General features: G+C 72.4%; 20 protein-coding genes. 14 read left to right on the top strand and 6 right to left on the bottom strand.

What is annotated here, in order from left to right; translation table 11 throughout:
- Nucleotides 1–92 precede the first annotated feature (92 nt).
- Nucleotides 93–3,791, top strand: a complete 3,699-nt coding sequence (locus HDA30_RS07355) for a bifunctional proline dehydrogenase/L-glutamate gamma-semialdehyde dehydrogenase (RefSeq protein WP_184241514.1) — start codon at nucleotides 93–95, stop codon at nucleotides 3,789–3,791.
- 121 nt (nucleotides 3,792–3,912) lie between these two features.
- Nucleotides 3,913–6,000, top strand: coding sequence for an FMN-binding glutamate synthase family protein (locus tag HDA30_RS07350; RefSeq protein ID WP_221419061.1), 2,088 nt, complete (start codon nucleotides 3,913–3,915; stop codon nucleotides 5,998–6,000).
- A 97-nt stretch (nucleotides 6,001–6,097) separates the two neighbouring features.
- Here the strand turns inward: HDA30_RS07350 and HDA30_RS07345 are convergent, their stop codons facing one another.
- The 4 genes from HDA30_RS07345 to hisD all read right to left on the bottom strand — a co-directional run bounded on the left by HDA30_RS07345 (nucleotide 6,098) and on the right by hisD (nucleotide 10,477).
- Nucleotides 6,098–8,149, bottom strand: a complete 2,052-nt coding sequence (locus tag HDA30_RS07345; RefSeq protein WP_184241512.1) for a hypothetical protein — start codon at nucleotides 8,147–8,149, stop codon at nucleotides 6,098–6,100.
- 206 nt (nucleotides 8,150–8,355) lie between these two features.
- Nucleotides 8,356–8,559 carry a cold-shock protein gene (locus HDA30_RS07340; RefSeq protein ID WP_158496409.1) on the bottom strand — a complete coding sequence of 68 codons (204 nt, stop codon included), beginning with the start codon at nucleotides 8,557–8,559 and terminating at the stop codon, nucleotides 8,356–8,358.
- Nucleotides 8,560–8,781: 222 nt separating this feature from the next.
- Entirely contained in the window at nucleotides 8,782–9,165 is a 384-nt protein-coding gene (locus HDA30_RS07335; protein ID WP_158496812.1) for an RNA-binding S4 domain-containing protein, read from the bottom strand.
- A 1-nt stretch (nucleotide 9,166) separates the two neighbouring features.
- On the bottom strand, nucleotides 9,167–10,477 hold the full coding sequence (gene hisD / locus HDA30_RS07330; RefSeq protein WP_184241511.1) for a histidinol dehydrogenase: 1,311 nt from the start codon (nucleotides 10,475–10,477) through the stop codon (nucleotides 9,167–9,169).
- A gap of 116 nt (nucleotides 10,478–10,593) precedes the next feature.
- Here hisD and HDA30_RS07325 point away from each other — a divergent pair, with 116 nt between their 5' ends.
- A complete protein-coding gene (locus HDA30_RS07325; protein WP_158496411.1) occupies nucleotides 10,594–11,793 on the top strand; it encodes a mechanosensitive ion channel family protein in 1,200 nt (399 codons plus the stop codon).
- On the opposite strand, the gene HDA30_RS07320 is transcribed toward HDA30_RS07325, so the two are convergent.
- The gene (locus HDA30_RS07320; RefSeq protein ID WP_158496412.1) at nucleotides 11,769–12,584 is read right to left on the bottom strand and encodes an MBL fold metallo-hydrolase; all 816 of its coding nucleotides are present in this window, start codon (nucleotides 12,582–12,584) and stop codon (nucleotides 11,769–11,771) included. The two genes, HDA30_RS07325 and HDA30_RS07320, sit on opposite strands and share 25 nt — an antisense overlap.
- A gap of 187 nt (nucleotides 12,585–12,771) precedes the next feature.
- Here HDA30_RS07320 and HDA30_RS07315 point away from each other — a divergent pair, with 187 nt between their 5' ends.
- The 5 genes from HDA30_RS07315 to HDA30_RS07295 all read left to right on the top strand — a co-directional run bounded on the left by HDA30_RS07315 (nucleotide 12,772) and on the right by HDA30_RS07295 (nucleotide 18,801).
- Complete coding sequence (locus tag HDA30_RS07315; protein ID WP_184241510.1) at nucleotides 12,772–13,578, top strand: nitrilase-related carbon-nitrogen hydrolase; 807 nt, start codon at nucleotides 12,772–12,774, stop codon at nucleotides 13,576–13,578.
- 107 nt (nucleotides 13,579–13,685) lie between these two features.
- Entirely contained in the window at nucleotides 13,686–14,450 is a 765-nt protein-coding gene (locus HDA30_RS07310; RefSeq protein WP_158496414.1) for a LamB/YcsF family protein, read from the top strand.
- Nucleotides 14,447–16,246 (top strand): 5-oxoprolinase subunit B/C family protein, encoded by a 1,800-nt coding sequence (locus tag HDA30_RS07305; protein WP_158496415.1) that lies wholly within the window; start codon nucleotides 14,447–14,449, stop codon nucleotides 16,244–16,246. Before HDA30_RS07310 ends, HDA30_RS07305 begins: the two co-directional genes overlap by 4 nt.
- 3 nt (nucleotides 16,247–16,249) lie before the next feature.
- On the top strand, nucleotides 16,250–18,013 hold the full coding sequence (locus HDA30_RS07300; protein ID WP_158496416.1) for an acetyl/propionyl/methylcrotonyl-CoA carboxylase subunit alpha: 1,764 nt from the start codon (nucleotides 16,250–16,252) through the stop codon (nucleotides 18,011–18,013).
- A gap of 83 nt (nucleotides 18,014–18,096) precedes the next feature.
- Nucleotides 18,097–18,801: a GntR family transcriptional regulator gene (locus tag HDA30_RS07295; RefSeq protein WP_158496417.1), complete on the top strand. Its 705-nt coding sequence runs from the start codon at nucleotides 18,097–18,099 to the stop codon at nucleotides 18,799–18,801.
- A gap of 33 nt (nucleotides 18,802–18,834) precedes the next feature.
- Here HDA30_RS07295 and HDA30_RS07290 read toward each other — a convergent pair whose 3' ends face one another.
- The gene (locus tag HDA30_RS07290; RefSeq protein ID WP_158496418.1) at nucleotides 18,835–20,133 is read right to left on the bottom strand and encodes an NRAMP family divalent metal transporter; all 1,299 of its coding nucleotides are present in this window, start codon (nucleotides 20,131–20,133) and stop codon (nucleotides 18,835–18,837) included.
- A gap of 544 nt (nucleotides 20,134–20,677) precedes the next feature.
- Here HDA30_RS07290 and rpmB point away from each other — a divergent pair.
- The 6 genes from rpmB (at nucleotide 20,678) to HDA30_RS07260 (ending at nucleotide 23,621) form a co-directional block, all read left to right on the top strand.
- A complete protein-coding gene (gene rpmB / locus HDA30_RS07285) occupies nucleotides 20,678–20,914 on the top strand; it encodes a 50S ribosomal protein L28 (protein ID WP_158496419.1) in 237 nt (78 codons plus the stop codon).
- Between the two features lies 1 nt (nucleotide 20,915).
- A complete protein-coding gene (rpmG, locus tag HDA30_RS07280; RefSeq protein ID WP_158496420.1) occupies nucleotides 20,916–21,083 on the top strand; it encodes a 50S ribosomal protein L33 in 168 nt (55 codons plus the stop codon).
- 3 nt (nucleotides 21,084–21,086) lie between these two features.
- On the top strand, nucleotides 21,087–21,392 hold the full coding sequence (gene rpsN, locus HDA30_RS07275) for a 30S ribosomal protein S14 (protein ID WP_158496421.1): 306 nt from the start codon (nucleotides 21,087–21,089) through the stop codon (nucleotides 21,390–21,392).
- A 246-nt stretch (nucleotides 21,393–21,638) separates the two neighbouring features.
- Entirely contained in the window at nucleotides 21,639–21,920 is a 282-nt protein-coding gene (locus HDA30_RS07270) for an HU family DNA-binding protein (protein WP_158496422.1), read from the top strand.
- A 151-nt stretch (nucleotides 21,921–22,071) separates the two neighbouring features.
- A complete protein-coding gene (locus HDA30_RS07265; protein WP_158496423.1) occupies nucleotides 22,072–22,752 on the top strand; it encodes a hypothetical protein in 681 nt (226 codons plus the stop codon).
- Between the two features lie 53 nt (nucleotides 22,753–22,805).
- Nucleotides 22,806–23,621: a copper resistance CopC family protein gene (locus HDA30_RS07260; protein WP_184241509.1), complete on the top strand. Its 816-nt coding sequence runs from the start codon at nucleotides 22,806–22,808 to the stop codon at nucleotides 23,619–23,621.
- Nucleotides 23,622–23,690: the final 69 nt, after the last annotated feature.

The following is a 23,690-nucleotide window of genomic DNA, read 5'->3' as shown; positions in this document are numbered from 1 at the left end:
CCCGCGGGGGTGACCGCAGGGCAGGGTTCCGCCCGCAGCCGACCCTCCGCCGACGAATTGCGTTCCCGTGTCGTCCGCGACACAGTGGGGCCATGAGTGCGACGTTCTCGGCCCAGGACCACGACGACCTCCAGCGCGTCCTCGACGCGACCGGCGGAATCCCCGACCCTCGGCAGATGCAGGAGCTCGCCGACGATGCCGTGGCGCAGGTCCGCACCTGGCTCGGCCGCGCCGCCGGGCACAAGGCCGACTTCGCCGCGCAGCAGCTCGCCGGCGCCCTCAAGGAGCCCGGCGGCCTCGACTTCATCGTCCGCTTCGTCGACCACGTGATCCGCCCGGAGGACCCGGCCATCGCCGCCCGCGCCCTCCGCGAGCTCGCTCAGGAAGCCCCCGGCTTCCTCCCGCCGGCCCTGCGCGCCGTGTTCGGCGTCGGCGGGCGCGTCTCCCCGCTGGTGCCGCACATCGCGGTGCCCGTCGCCCGCCGCGTGCTGCGTGAGATGGTCTCCCACTTGATCGTCGACGCCCGCGACAAGCAGCTCGGCAAGGCGATCTCCGAGCTGCGCGACGAGCGCACCCACCTGAACATCAACCTGCTCGGTGAGGCGATCCTCGGCAAGGGCGAGGCCGACCGCCGCCTCGAGGGCATCGCGGACCTGATCCGCCGTGACGACGTCGACTACGTCTCCGTGAAGGTCTCCGCCGCCACCGCCCCGCACGCCGAATGGGCGTTCGACGAGGCCGTCGCCGAGATCACCGAGCGCCTCACCCCCCTGTTCCGCCTGGCCCAGGAGAAGGACACCTTCATCAACCTGGACATGGAGGAGTACCACGACCTGGACCTCACCCTGAACGTCTTCATGGGCGTGCTGGACCAGCCCGAGTTCGCCGACTACCCGGCCGGCATCGTCCTGCAGGCCTACCTGCCCGACGCCATGGCCGCGATGGTGCGCCTCCAGGAGTGGGCCGCCCGACGCGTCGCCGCCGGGGGAGCGCCCGTCAAGGTGCGCGTCGTCAAGGGTGCGAACCTGCCGATGGAGCAGATGCAGGCCTCCCTGATGGGCTGGCCCACCGCGACCGTCGACACGAAGCAGGACGCCGACACCAACTACAAGCGCGTGCTCAACTACGCCCTCACCCCCGAGCACGTGAAGAACGTGCGCATCGGCGTGGCCGGGCACAACCTCTTCGACGTCGCCCTGGCCTACCAGCTCGTCCAGAAGCGCGGCCTGTCCACCGCCCAGCCCGATGGCGTCGCCTCGGCCGCCGGCGCCGTGCCTCCCGAGGTGGAGTTCGAGATGCTGCTGGGCATGGCCACCGGTCAGGCCGAGGCCGTCAAGGACGACGTCGGCTCGCTGCTGCTCTACACCCCCGTGGTGAAGCCCGAGGAGTTCGACGTCGCGATCTCCTACCTCGTGCGCCGGCTCGAGGAGGGCGCCTCCCACGAGAACTTCATGTCCGCGGTGTTCGACCTCGACTCCGACGACGAGCTGTTCGAGCGCGAGAAGAACCGCTTCCTCTCCTCCCTGCAGCATCTGGACCGCGAGATCCCGCAGCCGGCCCGCGGCCAGGACCGCCTGCGCGGCGTCGACGGTGACACCCCCGCCCCGGTCGACGGGTTCGCCAACACCCCGGACACCGACGCCGCCCTGCCCGGCAACCGTGCGTGGGCCCGCCAGATCCTCGAAGCCATCCCCAGCTCCCGACTGGGCATCGAGACCGTCGACGCGCACCGGGCCACCTCGAAGCAGCAGGCCGAACAGGCCGTGGACGCCGCCGAAGCCGCAGGCGCCCAGTGGCGTCAGCTCAGCGGCGCCGAGCGCGGCGACGTGCTCGACGCCGTCGGCCGCGCCCTGCACGCGAACCGCGCCCGGCTGCTCGAGGTCGCCGGCGCCGAGACCGGCAAGGCCCTCGACCAGGGCGATCCCGAGGTCTCCGAGGCCGTCGACTTCGCCCACTATTACGCCCGCCTGGCCCGCGGCCTCGACGAGGTCGAGGGCGCTCGCGCCGTGCCCGTGAAACTCACCATGGTGATCCCGCCGTGGAACTTCCCGATCGCCATCCCGGTCGGCGGCGTCATGGCCGCGTTGGGCGCCGGCTCGCCCGTCGTGTTCAAGCCGGCCCCGCAGTCCGAGCGCACCGGCGCCGTCGCCTGGGAGACGATCATCGAGGGCCTGCGCTCCGCCGAGGCGTTCCAGGCCGGCGGCCCTCTGGCCGACGTCGACCCGGAGGACCTCGTGCGCCTGGTGACGATGGCCGAGGGCGATGAGCAGGAGGTCGGCACCGCGCTGGTCACGCACCCCTCCGTTGAGCGGCTGATCCTCACCGGCGGTTACGAGACCGCGCAGCTGTTCAAGCGCATGCGCCCCGAGCTGAACCTGTTGGGGGAGACCTCCGGCAAGAACGCGCTGATCGTCACCCCGTCGGCGGATCTGGACCTCGCCACCGCCGATGTGGTCGCTTCCGCGTTCGGGCATGCCGGGCAGAAATGCTCGGCCTCGTCGATCGTCGTGCTCGTCGGCTCCGTCGCGACCTCCGAGCGGTTCCACCGGCAGCTGCTCGACGCCGCCCGCTCCCTGCACGTGGCCTACCCCGAGGACGCGCGCGCCCAGATGGGCCCGGTCATCGAGGAACCCGGGGAGAAGCTGCGCCGCGGCCTCACCGAGCTCGGCGAGGGCGAGCGCTGGGCCCTGGAGCCGAAGCAGCTCGACGACACCGGCCGGCTGTGGAGCCCTGGCATCCGCTACGGCGTGAAGAAGGGCGCCGACGCGCACCTGACCGAGTACTTCGGCCCCGTGCTCTCGGTGATGACGGCGAAGGACCTCGACGAGGCCATCGAGATCGTCAACGCCGTCGACTACGGCCTCACCTCCGGCATCCATTCCCTGGACCCCGAGGAGATCGGTCACTGGGTCAAGAACGTCCACGCCGGCAACCTCTACGTGAACCGCGGCATCACCGGCGCGATCGTCCGCCGGCAGCCGTTCGGCGGCTGGAAGCGCTCCGTCGTCGGCGCCACGACGAAGGCCGGTGGTCCGCACTACCTGCACGGCCTCGTGGACTGGGAGGACACCCCGACCTGGCTCACCAGCCCCGAGTCCTCGTCGACGGACACCGATGACGGCCAGGCCGGCGGCATCGACCCGTCGTGGCTGCACACCGCGCAGAAGCTCGACGAGAAGGCGTGGACGAGCACGTTCGGCGTCGACCACGACATCTCCGCGCTGCGCGCCGAGCGCAATATCCTGCGGCACGTTCCGACGGGCGTGCTCGTGCGCTGGGAGTCCGGTCCCGCTGAGCACCTGCTGCGCGTTGTCTCGGCCGGCCTGCGGGCCAGCGCCCCGATGACTGTCTCGATCAACCCGGTCTCCTCGACGGAGCAGGAGGGCCACGCGCCGATCTCCCCCGAGGGCGTGCGCGGCCAGGTGGATCAGTTGCGTCGCGAGTTTCAGGCGCCCGACGGGACGATGGCGCACATCGACGTGCACATCGAGGACACCGCCGCGTTCCACGAGCGCGCCCGTGAGCTGGCCGAGCAGGACCCGTCCGCCGATGGTGCCGGCGACGCCCGCATCCGCCTGATCTCCGACTGGGTGGCCCAGCCCGAGGTGGCATTGGCCGCCAAGCGGGACCTGCAGCGCACCCTCGGCGAGTCCCCGGACGTGGCCGTGTACGCGGGCCCGGTCGTCTCGGCTGGTGAGGTCGAGCTGCTGCCGTTCGTGCACGAGCAGGCGATCTCCGTGACTGCGCACCGGTTCGGCACGCCGGACCACCTCACCGACGGCGTGATCTGATCGTCCGCAGCGTCGTGACGAGCCTCGTCCGCGGGTCCGGCACCGGGCCCGCGGACGGTCTGTCCTCGAGGCGCCGGCATTCTTTGCGAAACGTCCGTGCTCGCTGTTGTCGCGCTGGCGAATGGGGCACCATAGGCGCGTGAACAATCGACTTCTGATCGTCGCCAGCCTGTCACTAGGCGCCGCGATCGTGGTGCTCGTCGCAGCCATCGGCAATGGAGCTTGGTGGGTGCTCGCCGCGATCGTGCTGGCCCTGTTGATCCTCGCGATCTGGGACGTGACCCAGCGACGCCACGCCATCCTCCGCAACTACCCCGTGCTCGGACACATGCGGTATCTCCTGGAGTCCATCCGCCCGGAGATTCAGCAGTACTTCATCGAGCGCAACTTCGACGGCAAGCCCTTCGACCGGGACACCCGCTCGATCGTCTACGCCCGCTCCAAGGGCCAGGACAGCCACAAGGCATTCGGCACCGAGCGCGACACCGGCGCGATCGGCTACGAGTTCCTGCTGCACTCGACCGCCCCGGTGAACGCTCCCGAGGAGCCGCCGACGGTCCGCATCGGCGGCCCGGACTGCCGTCAGCCCTATGACCTGTCCCTGATGAACATCTCGTCGATGTCCTTCGGCTCGCTCTCCGCCAACGCCGTGCTCGCGATGAACAAGGGCGCCGGCATGGGCGGCTTCGTGCATGAGACGGGCGAGGGCGGCCTGACCAAGTACCACCGCGGCAACGGCGCGGACCTGTTCTGGGAGATCGGGTCCGGCTACTTCGGCTGCCGCAACTCCGACGGCACGTTCAACCCGGAGACATTCGCCGAGAAGGCCCGTCTTCCCGAGGTCAAGGGCATCACCATCAAGATGTCGCAGGGCGCCAAGCCGGGCCTGGGCGGCATGCTCCCGGCCTCGAAGATCACTCCCGAGATCGCCGAGGCCCGCGAGATCCCGATCGACCAGGACTGCCTGTCCCCGGCCTCGCACTCGGCGTTCCGCACGCCGCGGGAGATGGTCCGCTTCATCGGCCAGCTGCGCGAGCTCTCCGACGGCAAGCCGATCGGCATCAAGTTCTGTGTGGGCTCGCGCGTGGACGTGCTGGCCATGTGCAAGGCGATGTGGGAGGAGCGCATCGCGCCCGACTTCATCATCGTGGACGGCTCGGAGGGCGGCACCGGCGCCGCACCGCTCGAGTACTCGGACCACATCGGCACCCCGCTGACCGAGGGCCTGATGCTGGTGCACAACGCTCTGGTCGGCAGCGGCCTGCGCGACATGATCAAGATCGGCGCGGCCGGCAAGGTCGCGACCGGCTCGGACATCGTCAAGCGCCTCATCCAGGGCGCGGACTTCACCATGTCCGCCCGCGCGATGATGATGGCCACCGGGTGCATCCAGGCGCAGAAGTGCCACACCAACGAGTGCCCGGTGGGCGTGGCCACGCAGGACCCGCGCCTGATGAAGGCCCTCGACGTCGAGGACAAGTCGAACCGCGTGTTCAACTACCACCGCCTGACCGTGCGTGAGGCCGTGCAGATCATGGCCTCCATGGGCGTGACGGACCCCTCGCAGCTGAACACCCGCATGCTGCGCCGCCGCGTGGACCACCTGAACACCCGGTCCTACGCGTCGATCTACCGCTGGATCCGCCGGAACGAGCTGCTCAACTGCCCTCCGGGCGGATGGGACATCGACTGGGAGGAAGCGGACGTCGACCACTTCGGTGAGCACGCCCCTATCGAGTACCTGCACGACGCGAACCCGGACTGGCACTCGGAGCTGCAGCCGGCGGGCGTCAGGCGCGCGGCGCAGAGTGAGGGTGGCCAGGCGGTCAGCGGGTCGGCCCGCACCGCCACGGACGAGGCGAATCCGAGCACATCGCCGCTGCCGCGCGTGGACCAGCTGACCGACGGCCAGACGCTCTACGGCTACGGTTCCGGTTCCGGCTCCACCGCCGTGAAGGACGCTCGGCAGCGCGAGACACGGCGAGAGCACGACGGTGTGGACGACGGTCGCGGACGGTCGCTCGCCGGCCCGGCCGGGGACGGTCTGGACGACGGGGCGAGCCCGGCCGTGCAGGGCCGCGGCGAGGGGCCGGGCCAGCACGAGGACGGCGAGCGGGAGATCGATGAGTCCTCCGCACCGGACACGACCGGCCCCGACGGCGCGACGCAGCGCGTGCAGGATGGCACGCGGCCGGAGGGCCGCGTCTGAGTCCGCTCAGCCGCTGACGGCGCACCAGAGACGACGGCCGCCGTTCGATCCCGGACATGGGGTTGACCGGCGGCTGTCCTCGTGTGGGGTGGTGGGCTCAGCCTCTGTGGGAGCGTCCACTGCGGCGCAGGGCCAGCCCCAGCAGGCCGGCGCCGGCCACGGCCGCTGCGCCGAGCGCGAGGGGCGGTGCGGAGGTGATGCGGGCCATCACCGCTGCGAGGCCCGTGTCCCCCTCCTCGACCACCTCGCGGGGCGAGGCGGGCATGCGGATCGCCGGCAGCACCGTGTCCCGGGGCGCCGTGTGCTCGGAGTCCTCGGCTCCAGGCTGCTGCGGGGCGTCGTCGGCCACGTCAGCGAGCGCGGCGGCCGCGCCGTCCTCGAGGAGGCGGCCCGAGTTCTGCAGCCCGGACAGGGCGAGGTCCGAGGAGTCGGCGAGGGAGTTCGCCCTGGGCGCCGGGGCGCCAGCCACGGCCGCCGGCCCGCCGCGGGAGGGAGCGACGGTCGGGACGTCGAGGTCCAGCGGCTGCGGGTCGCCGCTGGGGTCGGGAGTCTGCTCGTCGGCGACGGCCGCCGCCGTCTCGTCCTCGTCCTGTGTGGATGCGTCCTCTGTGGCTGCATCCTGCGGGGCTGCGTCCTGGGTGCCGGCGTCGTCGGTCTCGGCGGGAGACGCGGGTGACGGAGGCTCGGTCCGGTCAACGGAGGGAGCGTCGGCCTCGTCGTCGATGCCTGCCGTGGACGGGTCGTCCAGTGACGGGACGGAGTCGGCGTCGAGGGCGGTCTCGCTCTGCTCGACGGTGGTGGGTGCCTCTGAGGCGGTCTCGCTCTGCTCGACGGTGGTGGGTGCCTCTGAGGCGGTCTCGCTCTGCTCGACGGTGGTGGGCGCCTCTGAGGCGGTCTCGCTCTGCTCAACGGGGGTGGGCGCTTCTGAGACGCTCTCGTCCGGGGTCGGGCTCGGGGTCGAGGTCGGCTCCACGGGGGTGGCCGGCGCGGAGCGGCCGGTCGCGGTGGCCGGCTCCTCCGCGCGGTGATGCACCTGATGGCTCCAGTCAGGCCGGGGTGCGCCGTCCCAGGGGGACTTCGAGTCCGGGGCTTCAGTCGGCGACGGTGTCGGCTCGTCGGGTGTCAGCGAGGCGGGCTCACGCGGCGGGACCGGAGCGTCGTCGGACGGGGTCGGCTCTGGTGCATCGACGGACGGGGTCGGTTCCGGGGCGTCGTCGCTCGGCGACGGCTCGGGAGTCTGGTCGGTCGGCGACGGTGTCGGCTCGGCCGTGTCATCGGGGGTCGGTTCGGCCGTCTCGGACGGAGCATCCTCCGTGGGGAGGGGTGAGGGTTCGGGAGACTCCGACTCGCTCGGTGCGGTCGGGCTGGGCTCGGGGTCGGAGGGCACCGGCGTCGGTACCTGCTCCATGGTTCGGCTGGGGGTGGGCGAGGGCGTCGCGCCGTCGGTGGGCGTCGCGCCGTCGGTGGGCTCGGGGGTGGGCGTCGTGCCCTCGGTGGGCTCGGACGTCGGGATGATGCCGGGCGTGCGGCTGCCGGTGGGCTCCGCCGTCGGCCCCGTGGTGGTCGTCGCGCTCTCGGTCGGCTCCGCGGTGGTCGTCGCGCCCTCGGTCGGCTCCGCGGTGGGATCCCCGGTCGGCCGGTCCGTGGGGGAGGGCTCCGGCGCGTCGGTCGAGGTGGAGGACGCGGTCGGCTCCGGCGAGACAGTCGTGCTGGGCTCGGTGGGGCTCGGCTCCTCAGCGCTCGGCTCCTCAGCGCTGGGCTCGGCAGAGACAGGCTCCGTGGGGCTCGGCTCCTCAGCACTGGGCTCGGCAGAGACAGGCTCCGTGGGGCTCGGCTCCTCAGCACTGGGCTCCTCGGCGCTCGGCTCGGCCGGGACGGACTCCTCGGGATCGTCGTCGGTGACGGAGGGGGCCTGCGTGGGTTCGACGCTCTCGGCCGTCGGGGCGAGCGTCGCGGAGATTTCCTCGGACGGTTCGGGCCGCGGGGTCTCCGCCACGGCCGCGCCGGCGAGGACGGCCGCCGAGAGCAGCGCCCCGGAACCTGCGAGGCCCACCGCCGTCACACCGCGCCGACGGGCGGGGGATGAGCCGCTCGGCGTTTCGGCCTGGTGGCCGGCGGTCGGATGATCCAGAGGGCGGGGTGTCTCCACGGTGTCAGGTCCTTGCGTTCGCGATGCCGGAGTCGTGAGGGGCGACGGCCGATGCCACGGAGTTCGGCGGGAAGATCGGGAGGCGGTGCACAGAGACCGATCGGCCGTCAGAATCGTCTGGGAAGACAATGCTAACGGCCGATCGGTCGATGCGGATAGCCCGCTCAGCGGGCGATCATGTCGCGGTCGCCTGAGGCGACGCGGACTCAGATCTTGGAGACGTTGGCGGCCTGGAGGCCCTTGTCGCCCTGCTGCGTCTCGAACTCGACGCGGTCGTTCTCCTGGAGCTCCTTGAAGCCCGAGCCGGTGATGGCGGAGAAGTGGACGAAGACGTCAGCCGAGTTGTCCTCGGGAGCGATGAAGCCGTAGCCCTTTTCGGAGTTGAACCACTTAACGGTGCCGACAGCCATGATGGTGTCCTTTCGACAGTGACGCGTCGCCTCGACAGAGTGAGGCACGTCGTCGCGTTGGAACCGGCCGGAAACCTCTCCCGACCGGGGTGAAGCGGTAGTACTGAACCGCATGACCAACGCGCTGGGGCCTGGGGCCGCCTGCACACCGAACTACCGGACTTTCAGAAAAACAACTTCTGCCCTGAACACTACACCCCGGCGGCCTGGTTGCCTACTGAGTCACCGGTCACGTCGACGGGAATCGACGCCGCGCAGGGCGTCCAGCCGACGCCGGTCCCGTTTCGTCGGCCGCCCGGCGCCCCGTTCTCGGTACGGCACTGCGAGCAGTTCGCGCGGCACCGGCGGCGGCGAATGGTCCACGTAGTGGCGCCGCGCGACGGGCGCGCCGACGCGCTTGCGGACCAGACCGGTCACCTCGAGAATCAGCTCGCGCCCGTCGCGGCGCACCCGGATCCTCTGGCCGACGACGACGGGCGTCGCTGCCTTGACCGCCTCCCCGTCGACGCGGACGTGCCCAGCCCGTACGGCCGCGGTGGCCGCCGAGCGCGTCTTGTAGATCCGCACCGCCCACAGCCAGGCGTCGAGGCGCACCGCACCGGCCATCTCAGCGGGCCTCACGCAGTCGCACGGCCTCGGCGTGCGCCGGCAGGCCCTCGTCCTCGGCGACAGCCGCGATGTCGTCGGCCACCTCCGCGAGGCCGGCCGCCTCGTAACGCACGAGCTGCTGCAGGCGCAGGAACGTGGCGGTGTTCAGGCCCGAGGAGAACCGCGCCGTGCCCGAGGTGGGCAGCACGTGGTTCGAGCCGGCGCAGTAGTCGCCCAGCGGCACCGGGGAGTGCGGGCCCACGAAGAGCGCGCCGGCGTTGCGCACGCGCCGGGCGACGCGCTCGGCCTCGCGCGTGTGCACCTGAAGGTGCTCGGCGGCGTACGCGTCCGCGACCTCGATCGCGTGGTCGAGATCGCGCACGAGCAGAATGCCGGACTGACGTCCGGTCAGGGCGGTGCGGATCTGCTCTTCGTGGAACGCCCCGGGCACCTGCTGTTCGATCTGGGCGGCGACGTCGGCGGCGAGCGCGGGCGAGTCGGTGATCAGCACGGAGGCGGCCAGCGGGTCGTGCTCGGCCTGGCTGATCAGATCGGCGGCGACCCAATCCGCGCGGGCGGTCTCGTCGGCGATCACCGCGATCTCGCTCGGGCCGGCCTCCGCGTCGACGCCCACGGTGCCCAGCAGGGCTCGCTTGGCGGCGGCGACGAACACGTTGCCCGGGCCCGTCACCATCGCGACGGGCGGCACCGCCGGGCCCGTGTCCGTCGCGGGCAGGCCCAGGGCGAGCAGGGCGACGGCCTGGGCGCCGCCGGCGGCGTAGACCTCGTCCACGCCGAGCAGAGCGCAGGCGGCGAGGACCGTCGGGTGCGGCCAGCCCCCGTGCTCGGCCTGGGGCGGCGTGGCCACCGCGAGCGACCCGACGCCCGCCGCCTGTGCCGGGACGACGTTCATGACCACCGAGGACGGGTACACCGCTCGCCCGCCGGGCACGTACAGACCCACACGATCGACGGGCGTCCAGCGGTTCTCGACGACCGCGCCCTCGCCCAGGTCGACGACAGAGCCGGCGGGCACCTGGGCGGCGTGGACCTTGCGGGCCCGACGGATCGACTCCTCGAGCCCGGCGCGCACGGCCGGCTCGAGGGTCTCGAGCGCCGCCCGGATGGTCTCGTCCGGCACGCGCAGGCTCGGCGGCCGCACCCCGTCGAAGCGTTCGCCCAGGTCGAGGACGGCGGCGGCCCCCTCGGCGCGGACCCGCTCGATGATCGGCAGCACGCTCGGGACCGTCGAGGCGACGTCCGTCTCGGCGCGGGGGACCGCGGCGGTGATGTCGGCGTCTGCGCCGCGCAGATCGGTCACGGTGAGCACGGGGTTCTCCTGCCGTCGGGCCGCGTCCCGGACCGGACGCGGGGAAGGGGGTGGTTCGGTGTGTGCCATTGTGCTCCGCCCGCGGCGGAGCGCACGACAGGTGTCACACTGATGCCATGCCCGCGATCGCCCCCGACCCCGCCCTGACGCCCCTGGTCGTGCTCGCGGCCCTGCTGCTGGTCTGGCCGGCCGTCTCTCTCGTGGTCCGCGCTGCCGCGGCCGTGGCCGGGCGTCGGCTGCCCGCGGGAGTGAGCCTGCGCGGTCTGGCGATGCCGCTGGGGCTGGCGGCCGGCGCCGTCGCGTCCCGGGTGGCGCTCTCGGCGACCGCGCGCGGCGCCGACTGGTTCGCTCCGGCCTCGTTCGGGCTCGTCGCCCTGCTCGTCGCCGGTCTGGCCTGGGCCGCCGTGCGCGCGGCCGGGCTCGTCGAGACGGGGCTGCTGGCCCGGTACGAGCACGCCGGAGTCGACGACCGTCGCGCGCGGCGCATCCGCACCCAGACGGTGTTGCTGCGCCGGATCCTGCAGGCCGCGATCGTCACGCTGGCCGTCGCCGTCGTGCTGCTCACGCTGCCCGCGGTGCGCTCGCTCGGGGCCGGCCTGCTGGCCTCGGCCGGCCTGGTCTCGGTGATCGCGGCGCTGGCGGTGCAGTCCACCCTGACGAACGTGTTCGCCGGCGTGCAGCTGGCCTTCACGGACGCTGTGCGCGTGGGCGACGTCGTGCAGATGGGAGAGGTGTTCGGCACCGTCGAGGACGTCACCCTGTCCAACGTCGTGGTGAAGCTGTGGGACGGCCGCCGCATGATCTACCCCTCCTCGGACTTCACGACCAAGGCCTTCGAGAACTGGACGCGCGTCGGATCCGAGGTCTCGGGTGTCGTGGAGATGGACGTCGACTGGCGCGTGTCGATGGACGCGCTGCGCGCACGGCTCAAGGCGCTCGTCGCGACCACCCCGCTGTGGGACGGTCGCGAGGCCTCGATGCAGGTGACCGACGCGATCGGCGGTCTCGTGCGGATCCGGGCGGTCGTCTCGGCGCGCACCTCGGGCGATTTGTGGGACCTGCGCTGCCTCGTGCGTGAGGACCTCGTCGTGTTCCTGCGCGCCGAGCACCCCGAGGCGATCCCGCCGCGGATGGTCGAGGCGCCCGCGGTCCAGACGCCGGCGCCGCTGACCCGGGCGGGCGAGGACACGTCGCTGTACACCGGTTCGTTCACGGCGGTGCGGCGCGGGCAGGAGTTCGCCGGCCCCGGCGAGGAGGCGTTCGCGCAGCGCCAGCGTGCGGTGGACCCGGCTCAGGACGTGGAGGAGCGCACGTAGTCCAGGTGCGCGGCGACGGTCATCTCGGCGACGGCGGCCACCCGCTCGTCGACGTCGGGGTAGATGCGCTCGGCCAGCCGTGCGGCAGTGACGTGTGCCGCGTCGTCGCCCAGATCGGCGAGGGCCTCGCGGACCTGCCGCACGCGGGCGCGGCGGTGCTCCAGATACTCGTTCGCGGCCTGGGCGACCGAGTCGAGCGCGGGGCCGTGGCCCGGCAGGACCGTCGCGTCGCCCTCAGCGCGCAGCCGGGCGAGCGAAGCCAGGTAGTCGACCAGCCGGCCGTCGGGGTGGTCGAGCATGCTGGTGCCGCTGCCCAGGATCGTGTCGCCGGTGAGGATCGCACCGTCGGAGCCGGCCGAGGGGACCTGGAAGCAGCATGAGTCCGAGGTGTGCCCGGGGGTGTGCAGCGCGAGGATCACGGTGTCGGCCACCACGAGGCGCTCGCCGTCGGTCAGCGGCGTCGCCGCGCGGCACAGCTCCGGCAGGTGCGCACGCACGGGGGCCCCGGTGGCCTCGTGGAAGAGCTCCACCGCCCCGGCGTGGTCCTCGTGGCGGTGCGTGAGCAGGATCAGCTCGATCCGCCGCCCCTGCGCGGCCGTGCGGACGGCGTCCAGATGCGCCTCGGCGGTCTCTGCGGGTCCGGGGTCGACCAGGGTGAGGGACTCGGACCCGGGCGCGCCGATCAGGTAGGTGTTCGTGCCGGCGAGCGTCATGGGCGAAGGGTTCTGCGCGGTGACGCACGAAATGAACGGGGCGGGGTCCGGCCCGGGCGTGGAGTCGGTGGAGGTCATGGCGTGGAGTCTAGGGAATCGGCAGGCGGGGTCCGGACGCTTGCCGGGCGGTCTCTCGCGAAACGACCGCACGTTCGCAACATCGTCGCAGTGCTCCGCGTCGGCAATGTTGCAAACGTGCGGCATTTCTCAGCGGGTACGGTGTAGGCACCGTCACAGCCCGCCCGACATCGAGGAGGCGCAGCACGTGAAGATCGCCCTCGCCCAGATCAGCTCGACCCCCGACGTCGAAGCGAACCTTCGTGCCGTGGACGCGGCGGCGCGGGACGCGGCCGGGGAGGGTGCCCGGCTCGTGCTGTTCCCCGAGGCTGCGACGTGCGCGTTCGACGGCGACCTCGACGCGTTCGCGGCCGACCGCGCCGAGGCCGCGCACGCCCGCCTTGCGGCGCTGGCCGACGAGCTCGACCTCACCCTGGTCGTCGGCACGTTCACGCCCGCTGCCGACGGCCGTATCCACAACACCCTGCTGATGCTGCGCCCGGGTGAGGAGCCGCTGGGTTACGACAAGATCCACCTCTACGACGCCTTCGGCCATCGTGAGTCGGACACGATCGCCCCCGGGGACGCGCCGTGCGTCGTCGAGCACGGGGGAGTTCGCTTCGGACTGGCCACCTGCTACGACGTACGCTTCCCGGCGCTGTTCACCCGGCTCGCCCGCGAGGGGGCGCAGGTCATGCTCGTCGCGGCCTCGTGGGGCGCGGGGCCTGGCAAGGCGGCCCAGTGGGAGACGCTCACCCGCGCCCGGGCGCTGGACAGCGGTGCGCTGGTCGCCGCGTGCGATCAGGCCGTGCGCGCCGACCTCGGTCAGGACCCCGAGGTGGCCTCCGACACCGCCCCGCTGGGGGTGGGGCGCTCGGGCCTGATCGGCCCCGACGGCGTCGACGCGGTGCGTCTGGATCACGGCCCGCAGACGCGCGTCGTCGAGCTGGACCTCGAGGCCGTGCGGCGGTTTCGCGCCGCCGTGCCGGTGGTGGAGAACGCGCGGGAGCTCTGAGCCCGTCGCGCCACGTCGTCCCACGTCAGCCGGGATTGTTGAACAATTCTGGTGCAGGCCTCATTATGGAGTGATCTGTCCCGCATCCGCCTGAGAGGAGCCGCACCATGACGGCCATGAGCATCGACCTGAACAGCGACGTCGGCGAGTCCTTCGGCAGCTGGTCCATGGGCGACGACGCCGCCATGTTCCGCTCCGTGTCCTCCGCGAACGTCGCCTGCGGCTTCCACGCCGGCGATCCGTCCGGCATCGGGGCGACCTGTCGTGCGGCCGTCGCCGCAGGCATCAGCATCGGCGCACACGTCGGGTACCGGGACCTGGCCGGCTTCGGCCGCCGCTTCCTCGACTGCTCACCGACCGAGCTGGCCGACGACGTGCTCTACCAGATGGGCGCCCTCGAGGCCCTGGCCCGCGCCGCCGGTGGCCGCATTCGCTACGTCAAGCCGCACGGCGCCCTCTACAACACGATCGTCCACCACGAGGCGCACGCCCAGGCTGTCGTGGACGCGGTGAAGGAGTTCGGCGGGGACCTGCCGCTGCTGCTGCTGCCGGGGTCGGTCGCGCTCGAGAAGGCGCGTGCGGCCGGGCTGCGCGGCGTCGCCGAGGCCTTCGCCGACCGCGGGTACACCCCCGAAGGCACGCTCGTCTCCCGCCGGGAGCCCGGCGCCGTCCTGCATGACGAAGCGGAGGTGACCGCGCGCATGGTGCGCCTGGCCACCGAGGGGGTCCTGAGCGCCGTCGACGGCTCGGACATCCGCGTCGAGGCCGAGTCGATCTGCCTGCATGGCGACACCCCCGGTGCCGTCGCGATGGCCGCCGCCGTGCGCGCCGGGCTCGATGAGGCCGGCGTGCGGATCGAGGCCTTCGCATGAGCGTCACCTCCTCGGGCGGCTTCACCGTCCCCACCCTGCGTTGGGCCGGTCCGCAGGCGTTCCTGCTCGAGTGCGCGAGCCTGGCCGACGTCATGACGCTGCACGCGCACCTGATCGCCCATCCCTATCCCGGGCAGCGCGAGGCGATCGCCGCCGCCGAGACCGTGCTGCTGGTCTTCCGCACCCGCGGCGAGGCCGTCGCCGCCGCCCGCCAGGTCACGACCGTCACCCCTGAGGCGCGTGACGATGAGGCTGCTCGCGTGGTCACGGTCGATGTTCTCTACGACGGTGAAGACCTCGCCGATGTGGCCGCGCTGACGGGCATGAGCATTGACGCCGTGATCGACGCCCACACCTCGACCGAATACGTCGGCGCCTTCGGCGGCTTCGCCCCGGGCTTCACCTACTGCGCCGCTGAGCCGGCTCCCTTCGACGTGCCGCGGCGCAGTTCGCCGCGCACCGCGGTGCCCGCGGGGTCCGTCGGCCTGGCCGGTCGGTTCTCCGCCGTCTACCCGCGTGTCTCGCCCGGCGGTTGGCAGCTGCTCGGCCGCACCGATGCCGTCCTGTGGGACATCGATCGTGAGGCTCCGGCGCTCATCCGCCCCGGCGACCGCGTGCGCTACCGAGCCGTGCGGGAGCTGGCCGTGGTCACGACGCCCACCCCCAGCCGTGCGGACGCCGACCACACGGAGGACGCCGACCAGGTGGACGCCGCCGGGTCACTCGCCGACGCGGACGCCCCCGGGCTGCACGTCGAGGCGACCGGTCTGCAGGCCCTGATCCAAGACCTTGGGCGGCACGGCCACGGCGATCTCGGCGTCACGGCCTCCGGTGCCGCCGACCGCACCGCGGCGCGCCAGGCCAACCGTCTGGTGGGCAACTCCTCGTCCGAGGCGGTCATCGAGGCGCTGCTGGGCGGGCTGAGCGTGACGGCGCACGGCGACCACGTGCTGGCCCTGGCCGGCGCCGAGGCCCGCGCCACCATCACCTCCCCGGCGCACGTGCGCACCGCCCCGGTGCGGCGCCCCTTCGCGCTGCTCGACGACGAGACCCTCACTCTGGAGGAGCCCGCCGCCGGCATGCGCGCCTACCTCGCCGTGCGCGGCGGCATTGAGGTCGAGGCACCGCTGGGCTCGCGCGCCACCGACGTCATGTCCGGCATCGGCCCGGACCCGCTGGCCCCGGGCATGTTCGTGCCCCGCCGCGTGGACCCCGGCCACCGCCTCGTCGGGGACGCCGAGCCGCCCGTGCGCCGCACCCCGACCGCCCACGGGCTCACGACCCTGCGCGTCGTGCTGGGCCCGAGGCAGGACTGGTTCGACGCGGACTCGCTCGAGCGCTTCACCGCGCAGCAGTGGACCGTCACGGCTGAGTCGAACCGGATCGGCGTCCGCCTGCGCGCTCCGGACGACGGGGCCCCGCTCACCCGTGCGAAGGACGGTGAGCTCGCCTCCGAAGGCGTGTTCACCGGCGCTCTGCAGGTCCCGCCGTCGGGCGAGCCGGTGCTGTTCCTCGCCGACCACCCGGTGACCGGCGGCTATCCCGTCGTCGCGGTGGTCGTACCCGAGGACCTGGGCACCGCCGCCCAGCTGCCGCCCGGGGCGCGCGTGCGCTTCACGACGGTGGACGCCGACGACGACCACAGCGGCCCCGCCGACCCCGCCGACCCCGCCGACCTCGCCCAGACGGCCACGGCCAACCGGCCCGCGGCATCCGAGGCATCACCGACCCCGCAGACGTCCTCGTCGGCACAGCCCGCGCCGACGACGTCCCCCGCTCAGACCGAGGAGGCCTGACCCATGCCGCAGCTGACCAAGATCCTCATCGCGAACCGAGGCGAGATCGCCGTGCGCGTGGCCCGCGCGTGCCGCGACCACGGCCTGACCTCCGTCGCCGTGTACTCCGACCCCGACGCGGACGCGATGCACGTGGCGCTCGCCGACGAGGCCTACCACCTGCCGGGCGCCTCATCGGCCGAGACCTACCTGGACCAGGACGCCCTCATCGAGATCGCCCGCCGCAGCGGCGCCGACGGTGTGCACCCCGGCTACGGCTTCCTCTCCGAGAACGCGGACTTCGCCGAGAAGGTCGTCGAGGCGGGGCTGACCTGGGTCGGCCCGAGCCCGAAGGTCATCCGCGACCTGGGCGACAAGATCACGGCCCGTGCGATCGCTCAGGCCGCCGGCGCCCCGCTCGTGCCCGGCTCGGACGGCCCCGTGGACTCGCCGGCCGAGGCCCGCGCGTTCGCCGAGGAGCACGGCCTGCCGATCGCCATCAAGGCCGCCTTCGGCGGCGGCGGCCGCGGCATCAAGGTCGTCCGTGAGCTGGACGATGTCGAGGACGCCTTCGCCTCGGCCGTGCGCGAGGCCGTGACGGCCTTCGGCCGCGGCGAGTGCTTCGTCGAGCGCTTCCTGGACCGCCCGCGCCACGTGGAGGCGCAGGTCGTCGCGGACTCGCACGGCAACGTCGTGGTGGTCGGCACCCGCGACTGCTCGCTGCAGCGCCGCAACCAGAAGCTCGTCGAGGAGGCGCCCGCGCCGTTCCTCACCGATGAGCAGCGCGAGCGCATCCACGACTCCGCCCGCCGCATCTGCGCCGAGGCCGCGTACACCGGCGCCGGCACGGTCGAGTACCTCGTCGCCCCCGACGGGCTCATCAGCTTCCTCGAGGTGAACACGCGCCTGCAGGTCGAGCACCCCGTCTCCGAGGCGACGACGGGCGTGGATCTGGTACGCGAGCAGTTCCGCGCCGCGGCCGGCGAGCCGCTGTCGATCACCGAAGACCCGACCCCGCGCGGTCACGCCTTCGAGTTCCGCCTGAACGCCGAGGACCCGGCCATGGGCTTTCTGCCCTCGCCCGGGCTGGTCGAGGCGTTCGAGGCGCCGACCGGTCCCGGCGTGCGCATGGACGCCGGCGTGCGCTCAGGCTCGGTGATCCCCGGTGAGTACGACTCGCTGATGGCCAAGCTGATCGTCTGGGGCGAGGACCGGGCCCAGGCGCTGGCCCGCGCCAAGGACGCGCTCGCCGAGCTGCGCATCGAGGGCGTGGCGACCGTCGTGCCGTTCCACCGCACCGTGATCGAGCACCCGGACTTCACCGCCGCCGACGAGCTCGGCGTGTACACCACGTGGATCGAGTCGGCCTTCGCCACGGAGCTGGAGGCCTCCCCGCACCTGGCCGCCGCCCAGCCCGACGGCCGCCGCACCACCCTGACCGTCGAGCTCGACGGGAAGGCCGTGCAGCTGGGCATCCCGGCGCGCCTGCACGCCGCGCTGCTCGGCGGCGGGGGAGCGGCCGGCGCGGCCGTCGACGCGGACGCGCAGGGGGCGGGCGGCTCCGAGGAGGCCGCCGGCGCGGTGACCTCCCCGATCAACGGCTCGCTCGTCTCCTTCTCCGTGGCCGACGGCGACCAGGTGTCGGCGGGGCAGACCGTCGCGGTGGTCGAGGCCATGAAGATGGAGACGCCGGTGACCGCCCCGGCGACCGGTAGGGTGCAGCTCGAATCTCTGGAGCCGGGCGTCGCGCTGAGTCGCGGCCAGGTGATCGCGCGCGTCGAGTCCTGACCGCCGTCCGGCCTCCGGGCCTGTGGGCGGGTGCGCCGACCCGGGCGCCCGCCCCTGATCCGACCACACCGAAGGAGACTCGCGTGCCTGTGGACCCCGCCGACAGCCCGCTTCTGCCGGCCCCGCCGACCGGCCTGCCCGAGGAGGGGGCGGGCGCGTCCGCGGTGGACGCGGTCGCCGCGGCCCTGCGCGAGCGGATCGGCCTGGCCCGGCTGGCCCCCGGCGCCCGGCTCGGCGAGGTCGCGCTCGCCGAGGAGCTGGGGGTCAGCCGCAACAGTCTGCGGGAGGCCTTCGCGCAGCTGGTCGCCGAGAACCTGCTGGTGCGCTATCCGCACCGCGGCGTATTCGTTGTGCAGCCCGGCGCGCGCGACGTGGAGGAGATCTTCCGCGCCCGACGCGTGATCGAGCTTGGCGCCCTGCAGTACGGGCGGCTGACCTCGGCTCAGCGTCAGCAGCTGGAGTACGTCGTCGCCAGCGTCGGAGCCGGCGTGGAAGTCGCCGACGATCCGCGCCGGCTCGGTGATGCGAACCAGCGTCTGCACACCACGATCGTCGGGCTGCTGGCCTCGGCCGACCTCGATCGGCTGATGGCCTCCGTGCTCGGCCGGCTGCGCCTGTCGTTCCAGCCGATGGACGTGATGACGGACCTGCACCTGCGCTTCGCCGAGCGCAACCGCCTGCTGGCCCGGTTGATCCTCACCGGCGACCGTCAGGGCGCGATCGAGGTGCTCGAGCCCTATCTCGACGAGGCCGAAGCGCTCGTGCTGGACCACATCCGGGAACGCTGAGCGCTGAGCCCGCCGCCAGCGCGGTGGGTTCGGTCAGGCAGCGAACAGCTCCAGCATCGGCTGGAAGCCGCGCACGGCGATCACGAGCGAGACCAGCCAGGCCAGCGCGCCGATCACCAGCAACCACACCGGGTAGCGGTAACCGCCCAGCAGATCGCGGCGGCGCCAGGCGACGTACATGAGCGCGGCGAAGCCGATCGGCAGGATCATGCCGTTGAACGCGCCGGCGAACACCAGCAGGGTCTGCGGCGCCTGCTGCAGCAGCAGGTACAGGACGGCGCACACCGCGATGAACGCGACGGTCAGCAGGTTGCGAGTGCGCGCCGATGTCGTGGACTTCGTGATGAACGAGACCGAGGTGTAGGCCGCTCCGATGACCGAGCTGATGGCCGCCGCCCAGAGGACGACGCCGAACATGCGCAGTCCGACCTCGCCCGCGGCGTGCTCGAAGGCCGAGGCCGCGAGGTTGTCCGGGTTCAGTGTCGCGCCCGCGGCGACGACGCCGAGGATCGCAAGGAACAGCAGCACGCGCATCACGCCGGTGACGATGATCGACAGCACGGACGAGCGGGTGATCGAGGCGACGTCGTCGACACCGGAGACGCCCGAGTCGATCATGCGGTGGGCGCCCGCGTAGGTGATGTAGCCGCCCACGGTGCCGCCGACGAGCGTGACGATGATGAGCATGTCGACGCTGTCGGGAAGCACGGTCTGGCGGGCCGCCTCGCCCACGGGCGGGTTGGAGACGACGGCGACGAAGCCCATCAGCAGGATCATCACGATGCCGAGGACCAGCACGATCCGATCCAGAGCCATGCCGGCGCGCTTGGACAGGAACACGGCGATGGCGATCGCGGCGGACGCGGCCCCGCCGAGCAGCGGATCCAGGCCGAACATCGCGTCGGTGCCGAGGCCGGTGCCGGCGATGTTGCCGATGTTGAACACCATGCCGCCGATGAACACGAGCACCGAGAGCACCCAGCCCAGGCCCGGGAGCACGGCATTAGCGAGTTCCTGGGCGCGCATGCCGGAGACGCCGACGACGCGCCACACGTTCATCTGCACGGCGATGTCGATGAGGATCGACACGAGGATCGCGAACGCGAACGCGGCGCCGATCTGGACGGTGAACGTCGAGGTCTGGGTGATGAAGCCGGGCCCGATGGCCGAGGTCGCCATGAGGAACATGGCGCCCAGCAGGGCGGTGCGTCGGCCCTTGCCGTCCAGGGGAGCGCGCCCGGGCGCGGTGGGCGCGTCGGCCGGCGCGGAGCCCGGCTCGGGGCTCTGTGCCGAGCGCTTCTCGTGGGAGGAGAGGTCTGCGGAGGTCGCCATGCTCTGGCCTATCGGTCGGGGGACGAGGGACGCCGTGATCGGTGTCACCGACTGTGGCTCAGGAGACGGTATAGGTTGTTCAACAACGCGCGCAATACCGACCTCGTACGGGCGCGCTCCGCGTGACCGCGTCATGTACCCGTGAGGCACGTCTCGCCTGCGAGCGCCCCTCGGCGAGTTGAACCGCTTGAGGGTGTGCCGTAAGATAGGACGGCGCAAGCCTCGCTGTTCCCAGTGCGTCCGCGGTCATCCGACTCGAACGCTCGGGGGCCGGAAAAGCAGCGTGCTCCCGCGGACCGGACTCCGACGCCCCAGATTCCTTGAGGCGCCGGGCTCACCGTTCACACCAGCGATCTGAAGGCACTTCGGTTGGCTCTCACCCAGCCTGGTTCACCTTTTCGACGAAGTCGCAGTAAGAGTGCGGTGTCCACACCCGCCGGCGGGACTCTCTCGGACACGGCCGTGGCGTCATCGTGCGTCCGCGTCCTGACCGACATGCGGGTTCCGCCCGTCCTTTTACTACAACTTGCCACGAGGAGTGATCATGGCAGCTCACTGCCAGGTAACCGGGGCTGGGCCGGGTTTCGGCCACAGCATCTCCCACTCGCACCGCCGCACCAAGCGCCGGTTCGACCCGAACATCCAGAAGAAGACCTACTGGGTCCCGTCCCTGCGCCGCAACGTCACCCTGACGCTGTCGACCAAGGGCATCAAGACCATCGACGTGCGCGGCATCGACGCGGTCGTCGCCGACCTGATCGCGAAGGGAGTGAAGCTCTGACATGGCCAAGGACAAGGACGTTCGTCCGATCATCAAGCTGAAGTCGACGGCCGGCACCGGGTTCACCTATGTGACCCGCAAGAACCGCCGCAACACCCCGGATCGCATCACCCTGAAGAAGTACGACCCGGTGGTCCGCAAGCACGTGGATTTCCGAGAGGAGCGCTGAGGCATGGCAAAGAAGTCGAAGATCGCCAAGAACGAGCAGCGCAAGGCCGTCGTCGCGCGCAACGCTGAGAAGCGCCTCGAGCTCAAGAAGACGCTCGTGGACCCGAACGCCTCGGACGAGGCCCGCGAGGCCGCCCGCGTGGGCCTGCAGAAGCTGCCCCGCGACGCGTCGCCGGTGCGTGTGCGCAACCGCGACTCGATCGACGGTCGCCCGCGCGGCACCTTCCAGCGCTTCGGGATCTCCCGCGTGCGCTTCCGCGACATGGCGCACCGTGGCGAGCTGCCCGGCGTGACCAAGTCCTCCTGGTGACACGCTGACGCAGCCTCTGTCGCAGGCCCGACGGCGGCCGCCCCGATCACGGGGCGGCCGCCGTCGTCGTCCGTGCGGCCACGGCGGTCTGCAGCGCCGTCGGTGAAGTCCAGGGGTTCGATGAGAATCCGCGCGGACAGGCCGTTCGGGGGCGCGCCCACGCGGCACCGGATGGTACGTTCAGGCGTGTACGGCCCGGACGACACGGTCCGGGACACCTACGGACGTCCCAAACAGGAGGACCTCATGGCTATGAACCGCAAGGAACTCGTCGCTGCCGTCGCGGAGCGCTCCGGCAACACCCAGGCCGCCGTCAGCGATGTGCTGGACGCCGTCTTCGAGGTGTTCTCGGCCCAGGTGAAGAAGGGCGAGAAGGTTTCGGTGCCGGGCTGGCTCGCCGTCGAGCGCACCGAGCGCAAGGAGCGCACCGGCCGCAACCCGCGCACCGGCGAGGAGATCACCATCCCGGCCGGCTACTCGGTCAAGGTGACCGCCGGCTCCAAGCTCAAGGCCGCCGCCTCCGAGTGAGCCCGCACCCCGTCGTGACCGTGGCCTGAGCGCCGCGGACCGACCCGCGCATGCACGGCGCCTCGTCCTCACGGACGGGGCGCCGTCGTCGTGTGCGGGAGTAGACTGGCGGGCACACCTCGCCGACGCGCACCGACGGGAAGGACGGCCCATGCAGACGCATCACCCCGCGTTGCGCACCGTCCCCGTGCGCGGGGCCGGACGCTTGGCCCGCGGGTGGGCCGGGGCGGTGCTGGCGACCGGCCTTGCCGCCGCCTCCCACTCCGCCGCGGCGCCGGCCGGCCACGCCGTCCCCCCGGCCGTCTGGCTGTGGGCCATCGCCCTGGCCGCACCGTTGTGCACTGTGCTGGCCGGGCACATGTTCTCGCTCTGGCGCGTCGTCGCCGGTGTCGTCGGCAGTCAGCTGCTCTTCCACCTGCTCTACAGCATGGCCGGTGGGCCCGTCGCCCCCGAGCACCTGCCCTCCGGCGACCACGCCGAGCACCTCGGACACGCCTCTGGGCAGCTCTCCAGCTTCGCCGCGCACGCCCACGGCGGTCACGGCCAGGCCGGCGTCGGCATGCTCCTGGCACATCTGAGCGCGGCCGTGGTCACGGTCGCCCTGATCCGTCACGGCGAACGCCTCGTCGCGGCCGTGGCCGGGCGCGTGCTGGACGCCTGCGTGGCCGTGATGCTGCTGCGGTGGCGTCCCGCTCCGGTGCGCCTGCGCCTGCGCGTGGTGGCCGCCCGGCCAACCCCGTTGCGCGCCCAGACCTGGACCTGCGCCGCCAGTGAACGCGGACCACCCGCGCATGCCCGCCCGCCCCGGGCACGACTCACCACACCCGCTTGACTCGCGGCCGCGGCCTCCGTCGTCGGCCTCGAGCCCACGAAAGGTACCCGCGCATGCGCTCTTCGACCCCTCACCCTGCCCTCACCCGCACCCGCACCCGCACCCGCCCCGTGCGCCGTCGCGCGGCCGCGCTGGCGGCTGCACCCCTGCTGGCCGCGGGCCTCGCGAGCCCCGCGAGCGCCCATGACCAGCTGGTGCGGGCCGATCCCTCCGACGGCCAGACCGTGACGACCGCCCCGAGCGAGCTGACGCTGGAGTTCTCCGGCGAGCTCATTAACGGCGGTGAGATCACGAACATGGCCACCGTGCGAGACGCCGACGGCAACGAATGGCAGCGGACGACGCAGGCCCAGGTGCAGGGCCGGGTCATGACCGCGCCGCTGTGCGACGGCCTGCCGAACGGCACTTACGAGGCGGCGTATCGGGTCGTGTACTCCGACGGGCACACCGAGACGATGTCGCACGAGTTCACCGTGGACGACCCGCAGGCCCCCGAGGAGGGGACCGCGCCGTCCGGTGACTGCGGGACCCCGGCCGATCAGGCCGTGCAGATCGACGACGGCCCGGCCGAGCGCATGGACCCGGAGGTCGGCGCCCCCGACGATGCCTCGGGCTCCGATGCGGCGCAGGGCTCTGCCGGCGGCGCCACGCAGGACGGAGCGGACGGCTCGGAGCCGGCTGACGGCGCCGGTGAGCCGCAGCGGGATGCGAGCCAGGACCCCTCGTCCGCCGCGGCCGACGGGCAGCAGTCCTCCGACCAGGCCGGTCTGCCAGCCTGGGTCTGGATCGCCGGCGTCGGCGGACTCGTCGTCATCGTGGCGGCCGCCGTGCTGACGGCGCTCAAGGCCCGCTCTCTCGGCCGGTCCTGACGTCCTTGCCTTCTGCGCCCCACGCACAGACACCACCTTTCGCCGCCGAGTGACGGTCGAGCGCTCCGC

It is taken from the genome of Micrococcus cohnii, assembly GCF_014205175.1.
GTDB lineage: Bacteria > Actinomycetota > Actinomycetes > Actinomycetales > Micrococcaceae > Micrococcus > Micrococcus cohnii.
This window is presented reverse-complemented; position numbering and strand designations above follow the sequence as displayed.

What these genes read in the sequence shown, in the direction of transcription:
- HDA30_RS07310 (WP_158496414.1), top strand. Translation starts at nt 13,686, where the DNA reads ATGACGGCCATGAGCATCGACCTGAACAGCGACGTCGGCGAGTCCTTC.
- HDA30_RS07320 (WP_158496412.1), bottom strand. Translation starts at nt 12,584, where the DNA reads ATGACCTCCACCGACTCCACGCCCGGGCCGGACCCCGCCCCGTTCATT.
- HDA30_RS07270 (WP_158496422.1), top strand. Translation starts at nt 21,639, where the DNA reads ATGGCTATGAACCGCAAGGAACTCGTCGCTGCCGTCGCGGAGCGCTCC.
- HDA30_RS07300 (WP_158496416.1), top strand. Translation starts at nt 16,250, where the DNA reads ATGCCGCAGCTGACCAAGATCCTCATCGCGAACCGAGGCGAGATCGCC.
- rpmG (WP_158496420.1), top strand. Translation starts at nt 20,916, where the DNA reads ATGGCCAAGGACAAGGACGTTCGTCCGATCATCAAGCTGAAGTCGACG.
- HDA30_RS07260 (WP_184241509.1), top strand. Translation starts at nt 22,806, where the DNA reads ATGCGCTCTTCGACCCCTCACCCTGCCCTCACCCGCACCCGCACCCGC.
- rpmB (WP_158496419.1), top strand. Translation starts at nt 20,678, where the DNA reads ATGGCAGCTCACTGCCAGGTAACCGGGGCTGGGCCGGGTTTCGGCCAC.
- HDA30_RS07305 (WP_158496415.1), top strand. Translation starts at nt 14,447, where the DNA reads ATGAGCGTCACCTCCTCGGGCGGCTTCACCGTCCCCACCCTGCGTTGG.
- HDA30_RS07265 (WP_158496423.1), top strand. Translation starts at nt 22,072, where the DNA reads ATGCAGACGCATCACCCCGCGTTGCGCACCGTCCCCGTGCGCGGGGCC.
- HDA30_RS07340 (WP_158496409.1), bottom strand. Translation starts at nt 8,559, where the DNA reads ATGGCTGTCGGCACCGTTAAGTGGTTCAACTCCGAAAAGGGCTACGGC.
- rpsN (WP_158496421.1), top strand. Translation starts at nt 21,087, where the DNA reads ATGGCAAAGAAGTCGAAGATCGCCAAGAACGAGCAGCGCAAGGCCGTC.
- HDA30_RS07335 (WP_158496812.1), bottom strand. Translation starts at nt 9,165, where the DNA reads ATGGCCGGTGCGGTGCGCCTCGACGCCTGGCTGTGGGCGGTGCGGATC.
- HDA30_RS07350 (WP_221419061.1), top strand. Translation starts at nt 3,913, where the DNA reads ATGGGGCACCATAGGCGCGTGAACAATCGACTTCTGATCGTCGCCAGC.
- HDA30_RS07290 (WP_158496418.1), bottom strand. Translation starts at nt 20,133, where the DNA reads ATGGCGACCTCCGCAGACCTCTCCTCCCACGAGAAGCGCTCGGCACAG.
- HDA30_RS07325 (WP_158496411.1), top strand. Translation starts at nt 10,594, where the DNA reads ATGCCCGCGATCGCCCCCGACCCCGCCCTGACGCCCCTGGTCGTGCTC.
- HDA30_RS07355 (WP_184241514.1), top strand. Translation starts at nt 93, where the DNA reads ATGAGTGCGACGTTCTCGGCCCAGGACCACGACGACCTCCAGCGCGTC.